11 protein-coding genes and 1 pseudogene are annotated in these 12,745 nt (G+C 74.9%); 7 read left to right on the forward strand and 5 right to left on the reverse strand.

The window, feature by feature from the left end; genetic code table 11:
* Positions 1-20: 20 nt before the first annotated feature.
* Entirely contained in the window at positions 21-218 is a 198-nt protein-coding gene (locus EES41_RS32350; protein WP_008743543.1) for a DUF6126 family protein, read from the forward strand.
* On the opposite strand, the pseudogene EES41_RS32355 reads toward EES41_RS32350, so the two are convergent.
* Together EES41_RS32355 and EES41_RS32360 are read right to left on the reverse strand one after the other, a co-directional pair.
* Positions 182-846: pseudogene (locus EES41_RS32355) on the reverse strand (DUF6629 family protein). The gene EES41_RS32350 and the pseudogene EES41_RS32355 sit on opposite strands and share 37 nt — an antisense overlap.
* A gap of 32 nt (positions 847-878) precedes the next feature.
* The gene (locus tag EES41_RS32360) at positions 879-2,357 is read right to left on the reverse strand and encodes an MFS transporter (protein ID WP_123082831.1); all 1,479 of its coding nucleotides are present in this window, start codon (positions 2,355-2,357) and stop codon (positions 879-881) included.
* Positions 2,358-2,581: 224 nt separating this feature from the next.
* Here EES41_RS32360 and EES41_RS43910 point away from each other — a divergent pair, with 224 nt between their 5' ends.
* The 6 genes from EES41_RS43910 to EES41_RS32395 all read left to right on the forward strand — a co-directional run bounded on the left by EES41_RS43910 (position 2,582) and on the right by EES41_RS32395 (position 10,150).
* The gene (locus tag EES41_RS43910; protein WP_302186177.1) at positions 2,582-6,148 is read left to right on the forward strand and encodes a S8 family serine peptidase; all 3,567 of its coding nucleotides are present in this window, start codon (positions 2,582-2,584) and stop codon (positions 6,146-6,148) included.
* 154 nt (positions 6,149-6,302) lie between these two features.
* Positions 6,303-7,049 carry a hypothetical protein gene (locus EES41_RS32370; protein ID WP_123081477.1) on the forward strand — a complete coding sequence of 249 codons (747 nt, stop codon included), beginning with the start codon at positions 6,303-6,305 and terminating at the stop codon, positions 7,047-7,049.
* A gap of 5 nt (positions 7,050-7,054) precedes the next feature.
* On the forward strand, positions 7,055-7,570 hold the full coding sequence (locus EES41_RS32375) for a dual specificity protein phosphatase family protein (RefSeq protein WP_123082832.1): 516 nt from the start codon (positions 7,055-7,057) through the stop codon (positions 7,568-7,570).
* Between the two features lie 258 nt (positions 7,571-7,828).
* Positions 7,829-9,079: a cytochrome P450 gene (locus EES41_RS32385; protein WP_164496000.1), complete on the forward strand. Its 1,251-nt coding sequence runs from the start codon at positions 7,829-7,831 to the stop codon at positions 9,077-9,079.
* Positions 9,080-9,096: 17 nt separating this feature from the next.
* Entirely contained in the window at positions 9,097-9,813 is a 717-nt protein-coding gene (locus EES41_RS32390) for a hypothetical protein (RefSeq protein WP_123081479.1), read from the forward strand.
* A 49-nt stretch (positions 9,814-9,862) separates the two neighbouring features.
* Positions 9,863-10,150, forward strand: coding sequence for a hypothetical protein (locus EES41_RS32395; protein ID WP_123081480.1), 288 nt, complete (start codon positions 9,863-9,865; stop codon positions 10,148-10,150).
* Between the two features lie 16 nt (positions 10,151-10,166).
* On the opposite strand, the gene EES41_RS32400 is transcribed toward EES41_RS32395, so the two are convergent.
* From EES41_RS32400 to EES41_RS32410, 3 genes are all read right to left on the reverse strand, one after another.
* Positions 10,167-10,670, reverse strand: a complete 504-nt coding sequence (locus EES41_RS32400; protein WP_123082833.1) for a hypothetical protein — start codon at positions 10,668-10,670, stop codon at positions 10,167-10,169.
* A 116-nt stretch (positions 10,671-10,786) separates the two neighbouring features.
* Entirely contained in the window at positions 10,787-12,184 is a 1,398-nt protein-coding gene (locus EES41_RS32405) for a gluconate:H+ symporter (protein WP_123081481.1), read from the reverse strand.
* A 12-nt stretch (positions 12,185-12,196) separates the two neighbouring features.
* A complete protein-coding gene (locus tag EES41_RS32410) occupies positions 12,197-12,691 on the reverse strand; it encodes a gluconokinase (RefSeq protein ID WP_254211813.1) in 495 nt (164 codons plus the stop codon).
* Positions 12,692-12,745 lie beyond the last annotated feature (54 nt).

Genomic DNA, 12,745 nt, shown 5'->3' on the forward strand with positions numbered 1-12,745 from the left:
CGTAGCCCCGAGGAGAGAGCATGTCCGTGGATTCCGCAGAGCCCGTGTCCGACCCCGCCGTGCAGGCCGGGGAGCCCGCCGCGCCGGGCGTGCGCAAGCGCATCGAGTCGAAGTTCCCGCGCGGTCTGGTCATCCGGCTGATCGCCTACCTGTTCGTGGGCCACCTCTTCGCCTTCTTCGTCTACCTGTTGTTCGTCCTGGGCGGCCAGAACCAGTGATCCCCGGGGCCCGCGCGGCCCGGCCGGCCCGGACCGCGCCGGACCCAGCCCAGCACCAGCACCGACGCCACCGCCGCGAACGCGCACCAGGTGGAGGCGAACTCCAGCCGCCACAGGGCCGCGCAGACCACCGCCCCGGCGGCCAGCACCGCCCCCAGCCGCCGTAGCTCCCGGTCCCCGGAGAGCAGCAGCGCGCCCAGCGTGGCGAAGAGGTAGCCCGCGAGCACCAGCGGGGCGTACGGGACGGCCACCCCGTACCCGATCGTGTGGCCCCGGACCTCGGCGTCCACCGGCCGGGTCGCCAGGCAGTACGCGAGCACGGCGGCGGTCGCGAGCCCGACGGTCCCCACAGCACGCGACGGGCCCGCGGCGCGGCCGCGAGCAGCACCCCGAACGCCACCCACACGGGCAGCACCGGCAGCGCGATCACCGCCCAGGCCGTACTGGCGGGGCCGCAGCCGCCGCCCGCGTTCCAGACGGCCGCCTCCACCAGCTGGTGTGCGCCCAGCAGCAGCGGAAGCGCCGCGACGGGCAGGTCCCGGGCCCGTCGCACGCGCAGCACGCACACCACCCCGACGGCGGTGATGACCGTACCCGCCGCCAGATCGGCCGTCGCGCTCCAGCACATGCGCCGCGCCCGCGCTCACGCCGTCCCGGCGCTCACACCGAGGCGGGGGGTTCGAGCGGCGGGGCGCTCACCCCGCAGTGCATGTGGCACTGCGGATGGCAGGCCGCGGGCGAGGAATTGCGTACGGTCGCCCACGCCAGGACGGAGCCGAGCACCAGGATCCCCGCACACCAGGGCATGGCCCGCCCGAAGGCCGCGTCGAACTCGGTCGCCGAGCGGTACGACTCGGGTCCCATTCCGGCCAGCAGCGGCAGCGCCGCCACCGCGAGCAGTCCGGCGGCGCGCGCGGCCGCGTTGTTGACCCCGCTGGCCAGGCCCGCCCGGCCGGGGTCCACCGAGGCCAGTACGGCGGCCGTCAGCGGCGCCACCAGGGCCACCATCCCCATTCCCATCACCAGCAGCGCGGGCAGCACGTCCTGGACGTACGAGGCCTGCGGCCCCACGCGCAGCATCAGCAGCATTCCGGCCGCGCACAGCAGCGGCCCCACGGTGAGCGGGATCCGCGGCCCGATCCGCTCCGCGAGCTCGCCCGAGCGGGCGGACAGCAGCAGCATCAGGCCGGTGGTCGGCAGCAGCGCGGCGCCGGCGGCCAGCGCCGAGTAACCGGCGACCACCTGGAGCTGGAGCACGACCAGGAAGAAGAACCCGCTGAACGCCGCGTACACGCACAGGGTGACCAGGTTGACGGCGGTGAACTGGCGGGAGGCGAAGATGTCCGGCGGCACCATCGGATCGGCCCGCCGCCGCTCGACGAGGACGAAGACGGCGCCCAGGACGACGCCGAGGACGGCCGCGGCGATGATCAGCGGAGATCCGGACCGGGCCTCGATCAGCGCGTAGGTGACCAGGGACAGGGACGACGCGGCCAGCAGCGCTCCGGCCACGTCGAAGCTCCCGTGCGCCTGCGGGTCCCGCGATTCCGGTACGTGCCGCAGCGCCACCGGCACGCACACCGCGGCCAGCGGCACGTTCAGCAGGAACACCCAGCGCCAGCCGGGCCCGTCCACGAGCCAGCCGCCGAGGAACGGCCCCACAGCCGCGCCGACGCCGCCGAGCCCCGACCACAGCCCGATCGCGCGGCCCCGGTCGTCGGGGTGGATCGAGCCCTGGATCAGCGCGAGCGAACCGGGCGTGAGCAGCGCCCCGCCGACGCCCTGGAGGGCGCGGGAGGCCACCAGCACCCCGGCGTTCGGGGCGATGCCGCACAGCAGCGAACCCACGGCGAACCACACCACGCCGAGGACGAAGATCCGCCGCCGCCCGAACCGGTCGCTGAGCGCGCCGCCGACCAGGATCAGCCCGGCGAGGGTCAGCAGGTAGGCGTTGACCGTCCACTGGAGCACCGCGAGATCGGCGCCGAGGTCCTCGCCGATCCGGGGGAGGGCGACGTTGACGACGGTGGAGTCGAGCAGCGCCATGCTCGACCCGAGCACCGTGGTGAGCAGGATCCAACGACCCCGGGCGGAAGCGATCCGGACGGCGGGCGGGGCGGCGGGCGCCGGGATGGTCATGTCTTCAGCCTCGCCCGGCCGCCCGCCGAGGGCCACCCGGCCGCGCCGCGCCACGGCGTCCCGGGCCGGGGTGCGGCGTTCCGTGGCCGTGGCGGGTTCCAGATCGGCTCAATTGGCCCCCTTGTAATGAGCATGACCCCTCGATCACCATGACCCGCGCACGTCACGCATGCCCGTTCCGTCCGTTCCGCACAACCTGCACACGGCGTACGAGGAGACCACACGTGGCCCGAAGCACCAGACGACGATCCTTACGCGCGGCCGTCGCCGCCCTCAGCTCCGTCCTGCTCTTACCCATCGGCGCGGGCGTCGCCGCGGCCGCGCCGGAGCCCGGCCCCACGCCCAGTGCGGCCGAGCGCAAGATCGAACCCAAGCTGCGCGCCCAGCTCGACGACTCCGCGAAGGCCGTCTTCTGGGTCTATCTGGACAGCGCCGCCGACCTCTCGGCGGCGGGGAAGCAGAAGACCCGCGCGGCCAAGGCAGAAACGGTTCTGCGCACCAAGAAGGAGCACGCCGCGCGCAGCCAGGCCGAGGTCATCAAGGCCCTGGACGGAGCGAAGGCCGAGTACACCTCGTACTGGATCGTCAACGCGGTCCGCGTCGTCGGCAGCGAGAAGCTCGCCGGCACGCTCGCGCAGCGCCCCGAGGTCTCCCGGATCGACGCCGACGACAAGGTCGCCCTCCCCAAGCCCGCCGAGGGCAAGCGGGAGAAGGCCGCCGCCGACGCCGTCGAGTGGAACATCGACCGGATCAAGGCCCCCCAGGTGTGGGAGCAGCTCGGCGTGCGCGGCGAGGGCATCGTCGTCGCCAACATCGACAGCGGCGTGGACTACACCCACCCGGCGGTGAACAACCAGTACCGCGGCAAGAACGCCGACGGCTCGTACGACCACAACTACAACTGGTTCGACCCCGGTGGCGTCTGCGCCTCGGCCGCGCCCTGCGACAACAACGACCACGGCACCCACACCATGGGCACGATGGTCGGCGACGACGGCGGCGCCAACAAGATCGGTGTCGCGCCCGGCGCCAAGTGGATCGCCGCCAAGGGCTGCGAGACCGGCTCCTGCTCCGAGGCCTCCCTCCTCGCCTCCGGACAGTGGATCGTCGCCCCGACCGACCTGAACGGCCAGAACCCGCGCCCCGACCTCGCCCCGCACATCGTGAACAACTCCTGGGGCAGCGCGGCGCACGACGAGTGGTACCAGCAGATCGTCGACACCTGGCGCGCCGCCGGCATCTTCCCGGCCTTCTCCAACGGGAACTCCGGCCCGAGCTGCGCCACCAGCGGATCGCCCGGCGACTACGCGAGTTCCTACAGCTCCGGCGCCTTCGACATCAACAACGCGATCGCCCCGTTCTCCTCGCGCGGCGCGGGCCCCGGCGGCATCGTCAAGCCGAACATCGCGGCGCCCGGCGTGAACGTCCGCTCCTCCGTCCCCGGCGGCGGGTACGAGGCCTTCTCCGGCACCTCGATGGCCTCCCCGCACACCGCGGCCACCGTGGCCCTGCTCTGGTCCGCCGCCCCCGCCCTCGAAGGCGACGTCGCGCAGACCGAGTCGCTGCTCGACGGCACCGCGCTGGACACCGACAGCAGCCAGTGCGGTGGCAACGCCGCCGACAACAACGTCTTCGGCGAGGGCCGGCTCGACGCGCTGGCCGCCGTGAACGCCGCCCCGCGCGGGGCGATCGGCGCCCTCGGCGGCACCGTCCGCGCCGGCGGCGAGCCGGTCGCCGGTGTGAAGATCACCGCCCACGGTCCCATCGACCGTACGGTGACCACGGCCGCCGACGGCTCGTACCGCTTCGGCTCCCTGTCCGTCGGCGAGTACGCGCTGACCGCGTCCAAGTTCGGCTACGGGCAGCAGGCGGCGACGGCGACGGTGACCGAGAACGCCACCGCCACCGGCGACTTCACCCTCACCCAGGCCGCCTCCGGCAAGCTCACCGGCACGGTCTCCTCCGCCGCCGGTCCCGCCGCCGGCGCCGTCGTCACCATCGCGGACACCCCGGTGACCGCGACCGCCGACGCGCAGGGCCGCTTCGAGGTCACGCTGCCGCACGGCACGTACGACGTGAACGCCACCCACGCCTCCCGCTGCGTCACCGGTGGCACGGCCAAGGTCACCGTCGCCGGGGACGCCACGGTCGCGGTCAGCCTGCCCGAGCGCACCGACGGCTACGGCTACGCCTGCGCCACCGCGAGCGGCGCCGCGTACCCGGCGGGGGACCGGCAGCTCGCGCTGACCGGCGACAACACCACCGAGCGCGTCGGCCTGCCGTTCCCGCTGCCGCTGTACGGAAAGACGTACGGCCAGGCGTGGATCGGCACCAACGGCACCGTCAGCTTCGGCGGCAACAACACCGGTGACATCAACGGCGACCTGCCGAGCACGGCCACGCCCAACGCGGCCCTGTACCCGTTCTGGGACGACCTGGTCGTCGGCGCCCCCGGCAGCGGCTCGGGCGTCTTCACCGCGGTCACCGGCACCGCGCCGCACCGGCGGTACGTGATCGAGTGGCGCGACGTGGCGCACTGGTCGGCGCAGACCGACAAGTTCTCCTTCTCGGCGGCCATCGGCGAGGACGGCACCGTCACCTACCACTACAAGGGGACGGGCGGCACCGGGATCAAGGGCGGCTCCACCGCCACGGTCGGCGTGGAGAACGCCACCGGCACCGACGCCTTCAAGTACTCCTTCAACACCCCGGTCATCACGGACGGCCTCTCCATCGGCTTCCGGACCACCAAGAGCGGCGTGGTCACCGGCCAGGTGCTCGACGCCAACGACGGCAAGGGCATCGAGGGCGCCACGGTGACCGTCGGCACCGGCGACGCCGCGGTCTCCGCGACCACGGCCGCGGACGGCGCCTACGTCGTCCAGAGCCCGTCCGGCTCGCGGCAGGTCTCCCTGACCGCGGCCCAGTACGAGTCCGGCTCGGCCACCGTCGACGTCAAGGCGGCGGACGTCACCTCGGTGATCCGCTCCCTGCGCACCGGCAAGGTCACCGCCTCCACGCCGGGGGTGGAGGTCGTCCTCCCCGCCGACCAGAAGCGCACCCGCACCCTCGACCTCACCAACCCGGGCCTCGGCACGGACTTCACGGTGGCCGAGGACGCTGCCTGGCTGACGGCCACCCCGGCTGCCGGGAACCTGCCGACCGGAGGCAAGGCCGCGGTCGCCCTGGCAGTGGACACCACCGGGCTGGCCGCAGGCGCCGTCCTGACGGCCGACCTGAAGATCACCTCGGCCAGTGGCCGCGCCCCCGTGCTCACCGTGCCCGTCAAGGTCGTGGTCCCGCGCTACCAGGTCGCCCTGGACGCGGGCTCCGACTACGCGGCCACGGACGCGCTCGGCGACGGCTGGTCCCCGGACCGCAAGTACAAGGCCGGCTCGTACGGCTACCAGGGGAACTCCTCCGTACAGTCCACCGGTCGCACCATCGCCGGCACGGACGACCAGCGGCTGTTCCGCAACGCCCGTGAGGGCATGTACGAGTACCGCTTCGACAACGTCCCGAACGGCACCTACACGGTGGAGCTGGGCTTCGCGGAGCTCTCCGCCGCCAAGCCGAACAAGCGCGTCTTCGACGTCATGGCCGAGGGCACGCAGGTGCTGCCGTCCCTGGACATCGCGCTGGAGGCGGGCTCGTCGTACAAGGCCCTGACCCGTACGTACACGGTCACGGTCACCGACGGGGTGCTCAACATCCGCTTCGTCACGCACAGCGGGTTCGGCAAGCCCCTGCTGAACACCCTGCGGGTGACGGACCGGCCCGACAAGAGCTGATCGCACGTCCGGGGGCGGGGCGTCTTCGGGCGCCCCGCCCCCGCGGCGTTCCGCCCCCCGTACCGTCTCCCCGTACCGGCATCCGGGTGGCGGGCCGCGACTTCGCCGCGACGCGCGCGGGGACGGCCGCCGGGCGTGGCTAGCGTCGTCGACCATGACGCCGCACAGCGACGAGGCCCTGTACGCGAAGGTGAGCTCCGCCGGCCCGGGCGCCTTCTGGGCGCTCGGAGGACCCGAAGGGCTCCAGGCCCGCTCCGCTGCCAGTACCGACGCCGCCAGCACCGACGCCGACGCCGACGCCGTCCACGATGTCGCGGGGCTCATGCCCGTGCTCGCCCTCTGGCCCGTGATCGGGTGCCTCGTGGACCGGGGCGAGCTCTCCCTGCACACCCCGCTCACGGCGCACGGGCCCACCACCCACCAGCTCCTCACGCGCGGGGCCGCCGACGGCCTGCCCGACCTGGTCCCGTTCGTCGAGGGGCTCTGCGGCGCCCCGGTCGCCGACTGCGCCGCCGAGCTGGTCTGGCGCCCGCTCGGAATGACCCGCACCGCCACCGGCCCCGACGGGACCCTGCGCGCACCGCTCGCCGACCTCGGCCGGTTCCTGGGCCACCTGCTCTCCCCGGCGGACCACCCCGTCCCCCGGGCCTGGACGGCCGAGTCCCTGCGGATCCGCACCGGTGAACTCACCCCCGCCCGGGGCCTGCTCTGGCACCCCGGCCCGTACGGCGTCTGGTCGTACGGAGACGGCCCGAGCCTGTGGATCTCGCCCCGGCACAGCCGCTGGGCGGCGCTGGTCCCGGGGCGCGGCGACGCCGGCTCCGCCGCCCTGCGCACGGCCTTCCGCGAGGCCGTTTTCGCCGGTGACGCCGCTGAGGCGGCCGCCGTCGTGCGATCGTGACGGCCATGACGAAGATCTCGGGCAAGGAACGTGACGTACCCGAACCGCAGAGCCCGTGGGACGAGATCTCCCCGGGCCTCTGGATGGGCGGGCACGTGTGGAACGACCCCGCCGGGGAGCCGCGGCCCGTCGTGGTGGCGGACGAGTTCGACCTGGTCATCAGCCTGTTCACCCGGTCCGGCCACGGGCCGGGCCCGGGCACCGAGCACCTGGTCGCCGAGATGCCCGACGCCGTCCTGACGGCCGGCCAGCTGCACACCGTCGGGGGGCTCGCCCGCGCCGCCTCCCGCGCCCTCGACGCCGGCCGCACGATCCTGGTGCGCTGCCACTCGGGCTACAACCGCTCCGGGCTCGTCGTCGCCCAATGCCTCGTGGAGCGCGGTCTCGCACCCGCCGAGGCCATCGCGCTCATCCGGCGGCGGCGCTCCCCGTGGGCCCTGCACAACGCGGTGTTCACCGCCTATCTGGCCGCCGGTCTGGACGCGTCCGCCCAGCTCACGGAGCTCGACCCGCTCCGGTAGGGGATCCCCCGCGCCGCTCGGAGCGCGGACCCCCCAAGATCGACGTACGGTGATCCCGTTGTCACCGACCGTTGATTTCCGGCTGCGCGGAGGTACAGGGATGCGCACGGTCCAGGAGGCCGCTCCCGAGGGCGCCGACAGGGCGGTTCCGGCATGACCGGGTCAGGGGCCGGGTCGGGGGCCGGAGCTGGAGCCGGGGCCGCGGCCGGGTCAGGGGCCGCGCCGGGGGCCGGTCGTGGCGCGGCGCGGACGGCCGGCGTGCGAACGGCCGTCGCCCCGTACGCGCCGCCGGCCCGCGCCGGGCGGGCCGAGTCCGTACGGGCCCTCGCCGCCCGGGCGCTGTCCGCCCGCGCCCTCCCCGGCTTCGCCCGGCCGCGCGCGGCGCACACCTACGCGGCCGCCCTGCGCGACCTGCGGGAACGCCACGGCGGCGCGCCCGTCCTGGTACGCGGCCCCTCCGGGCCCGTCCTCGTCATCCTCGACCCGCAGGACATGCGCCGCTTCTACGCCGAACCCGTCAACGTCCTCGCCCCCGACCCGTGCGCACCCGGCGGGGAACGGCGCCGCGTGGGCGCCGAGGTGCTGGCCGCCGGGGCCCCCGTCCACCCCTCCCACGGACCGTTCCTCGCCGCCCTCGCCGAGGAGGCCCGGCTGCTCACCGCCACCGGCACCCTGCGGCTCGCCACCGCCCGCCGGGCGGTGGCCCGCGCCGGACGCCGGATCGTCCTCGGGGACGCGGCCGCCGGGGACGAGGAACTCGCCGGCTGGCTGCGCCGGCTGCGGGGCGAGGGCGACGCGATGGGGCCGCGCCCGACGCGGGCCCGGGCCGTGCGCGCCGTCCACGAGCGGGCCACCGCCCGGATCGCGCGGTACGCGGCCCACGCCGAACCGCACACCCTCGCCGGGCTCGCCCGCCGGGCGGCGGCCGGCCCCGACGACCTCGCCGGGCAGGCGTACCGCTGGCTGCGCGCCATGGACACCGTCCCCGCGACGCTGCTGCGCACCCTGCTGCTCCTCGGCGCCCACCCCGGCGAGCAGGAGGCGGCCGGCGCCGAGGCCCGGGCGGGCGGCGGCGAGCCGGGGGAACTGCCCCGGCTGCGGGCCTGCGTACGGGAGACCCTGCGGCTCTACCCGGTGGTGCCGGACCTGATCCGGGTCACCCGGGCCACGACCGAGTGGCGGGGGGTGCGCTACCCCGCCGGGACCTCGGTGCTGCTGCCCGCGCTGTTCCACCAGCGGGACCCCGAACACGTACCGGCCGCGCACGCGTTCGTGCCGTGCCGGTGGAGCGACCGCGGCGCCGACCGGGACATCCGGATGGCCCCGTTCGGCCACGGCGCCGGCCGCTGCCCCGGCGACCAGCTCGGGCTGCTGGTCACCGCCGCGCTCTGCGCCGAGGTGCTGCGCGGCCACCGCGTCACCGGGACCCGGCCGGTCCTCGACCCGCTCGGGCCCCTGCCCGCGACCCTGGACCCCCAGGGCATCCGGCTCACGCTCACCCGCCGCTGACGATCCGTGAGGAACCCATGCCCGACGCCGTGACGTCCCTCCCCGCCGAACCGGACGCCGACCAGCTCGACGCCCTGTGCCGGGAGCTCGCCGAGGCCGCCGACGCCGTCGGCGAGGCGGCCCGGTACGCCTCCGAACTGGCCCTCGGGAGCCGCCTGCCGGTCTCGGCGCTGGGGTGGGGCGGCCGGGGCCGCCGGGCCGGAGGCGGGCGGCTCGCCTGGCGGACCCTGCTGCGCACCCTCACCGATCCGGCGGGGCTGGGCTGGGCGCTGCGCGGGCGCGGGGTGGCCCGGGCCGGTCGGCTCGCCGGAGTCCTCGCGGGCCGTGAGAGCCTCGCCGTCAGCATGGCCGTCTGCGGGCTCAGGACCAGGATCCGGGCGGCGCGCGCCGGGTTCCCCGGGCCGCCGGCGGACCCGGACGCCGCCGCCATCCTCACGGCGGCCGAACAGGGCCGGCAGGGCGACGCGGTGCGGTTGTTCCGCGCGGCGATGCGCGAGAAGGGCGCCGAGCACGCCTTCGGGATCCTGACGCCGTCCTTCGCGGACATCCTGGCCTGGAACGCGCTGACCGACGGGAACCCGTTCAACGACCACGCCGGATGGCAGGTGGCCACCGGCCGGGCGATGACCGCCGAGCCGCTGCTCGGCCTCGGGGCCGCCTGCCGGGCCTTCTTCGACCGCGGTCCGGGCCCGGGCCCGGGCCGCGACCCCGGCCGGGAGGACTCCCCGCCGTGACCACCCCGCCCCGGCGCTCCCGCCGGCCCGTGCTCCCTGGAGGGGCCCCGTGACCCACCTTCCCGATGCCCCCCGGCGCCGCCCGCACCCGCGCACGGATCCGGCCGGCCCGGCCGAGGGGCTGCGCGGGCACGCCGCCGCCCTGTGCTCGCACGCCGCGCGGCTGCGGCTGGCCGCCGCCGAACTGGACTGGGAGGGCCCGGAGGCGGAGGCCCTGCGCGCGGAGGTCTCGGCCCTCGCCTCCCGGTGCGCCGCCGCGGCGAACGGCCTGCGCCTCGCGGCCGCGCGGCTCGGGCCGCCGACCCGGCCGCACCGGTCGGCGTACGAACCGTGCTGACGCCGCGCCATGCCCGTCACCTTGTCCGGTGCCGCTTTGCGTACGACCAGGTCACCGCGGTCATCAGGGCGGGAATCGCGAACAGCGGGGCGAAGGTGAGCCACCAGAGCGTCAGTGCCGTGTCGCTCGACATGTACGTCCGGCTTTCGACGGTGAAAGCGACCACGAGTTGCCACAGCGCCACCAGGACCAGGACGCCCGAGGCGGTCCAGGCCAGCGTGGCGAGGGCCCGGGGGCGCAGCGGCCGCCACCGGTCAGTGACGAGCAGCAGCGGAAACAGGGCGGCCACCTCGGAAAGGACGGAGAGGCAGACGACGTACGCGACGCCCCATCCCGGGATGTCGAAGACGTCGCGCAGCACCTGGTCGCTGTAGCCCACGTACACACCGCAGGCCATGGCGATGCGCCACAGGCCGGACGGGACCGCGCAGAGGGCCATGGCGTGGGCGGCGCGGCGAGCCCAGACGGGCACGGGTGCGAAGGCGGGGAGGGGAGCGTCGGCTGTCGTCATGCCGTACATGCTGGCTTCGGCCACGGCAGCCGCACATCGTCCGCCACGGCGGGCCGTCTCCCCCTGTTGGGGGACGGCCCGCCCTCTGAGGGAGGACCTGAAGAGGCCGGGGGCTGGACGGGGGGCTAGACGACCAGGGAGAGGAGGAGGACGAATCCCAGGCCGGCCACGGAGATGATGGTCTCCATCACCGACCAGGTCTTCAGGGTCTGACCCACGGTCATCCCGAAGTACTCCTTGACCAGCCAGAACCCGGCGTCGTTGACGTGGCTGAAGAACAGCGAGCCCGCCCCGATGGCCAGGACCAGCAGCGCGGTCTCGGTGGTCGACGTGCCCGCCGCGAGGGGGGCCACCAGGCCGGCCGCCGAGATCGTGGCCACCGTCGCCGAGCCGGTGGCCAGCCGGATGGCCACCGCGATCAGCCAGGCCAGCAGCAGGGCCGGGACGGCCCAGTTCTTCGACAGCTCCAGGATCATCTGGCCGACGCCCGCGTCGATCAGGGTCTGCTTGAAGCCGCCGCCCGCGCCCACGATCAGCAGGATCCCGGCGATCGGCGCCAGGGACTTCTCCACCGTGGCCGAGATCCGCTCCCGGGTGAACCCGGCGGCCCGGCCCAGGGTGAACATGCCCACCAGCACCGCCGCGAGGAGCGCGATCAGCGGGGAGCCCGCCACGTCCGTGACCCGCTGCACCGGATGGGCGGGGTCGTCGACAACGATGTCGACCAGGGCCTTGACCAGCATCAGCGCCACCGGCAGCAGCACGGTGAAGACGGTCGCCCCGAACCGGGGACGGTGCTCCGGCGCGGCCGGGGGACGCGGCGGGGCGAGCTGCTCCGGCGCCGGGATGTCCACCCAGCGGGCCGCGTAACGGGAGAACAGCGGCCCCGCGATGATCACCGTGGGGATCGCGACGACCACGCCGAGGGCGAGGGTGACGCCCAGGTTCGCGTGCAGCGCGTCGACGGCGACGAGCGGGCCGGGGTGCGGCGGGATCAGCCCGTGCATCACCGAGAGGCCGGCGAGGGCGGGGACGCCGATCCGCATCAGGGAGTAGTTGCCGCGCCTGGCCACCAGCAGCACCACCGGGATCAGCAGCACGATGCCGACCTCGAAGAAGAGCGGCAGCCCGATCACGGAGGCGATCAGCACCATCGCCCACGGCATGGCGCGGCCCTTGGCCCGGGCCAGGATGGTGTCCACGATCTCGTCCGCGCCGCCGGAGTCGGCGAGGAGCTTGCCGAGGATCGCACCGAGGGCGATGAGTACGCCGACGCCCGCGACGGTCGCGCCCAGGCCGGCGGTGAAGCTGGTGATGGTCTTGGCGAGCGGGGCGCCCGCGAACACGCCGAGGGCGAGCGAGCCGACGGTCAGGGCCAGGAAGGCGTGCAGCTTCAGCCGGGTGATGAGCAGGACGATGACGGCTATGCCGGCGAGCACGGCCATGCCCAGCTGCGCGTTGCCGGCCGAGGTGATCGGCTCGGCGGCGGCCGCTGCCAGAGTCTCGGCGCTGAGACTGGTCACGGTGACGGTTCCTCAGTTCTGGGGGGCGGGGAGCCGGCGGAGCGCGGCGAGCGCCCGTTCGGCTATCTCTTCGGGGGTTCCGGACACGTCGACGACCACACCGGCCTCGTCCGGCCGCAGGGGTTCGAGCGTCGCGAACTGCGAGTCGAGCAGGGCGGTGGGCATGAAGTGGCCCGTGCGCGCCGCCATCCGCTCCTCGATCAGGGCGCGCCCGCCGGTGAGGTGGACGAACACCGCCCCGGGGGCGCAGGCGCGCAACCGGTCGCGGTAGACGTACTTGAGGGAGGAGGCCGCGACCACGCCGCCCCGGTGGCCGGCCCGGTCGCGGATCCACTCGCCGATGGCGTCGAGCCAGGGCCACCGGTCGGCGTCGTCGAGCGGGGTGCCGGCCGACATCTTGGCGACGTTGGCCGCCGGGTGGAAGGCGTCGCCCTCCGCGTACGGCAGGCCGAGCGCGTCCGCGAGCAGCCGGCCCACGGTCGTCTTGCCCGTGCCGGCCACGCCCATCACCACGATGACGCGCTGGTTGACCACGGCTACCTCACTGTCCTGCTCGTCGCT

The organism is Streptomyces sp. ADI95-16 (genome assembly GCF_003721495.1).
Taxonomy (GTDB): domain Bacteria; phylum Actinomycetota; class Actinomycetes; order Streptomycetales; family Streptomycetaceae; genus Streptomyces; species Streptomyces goshikiensis.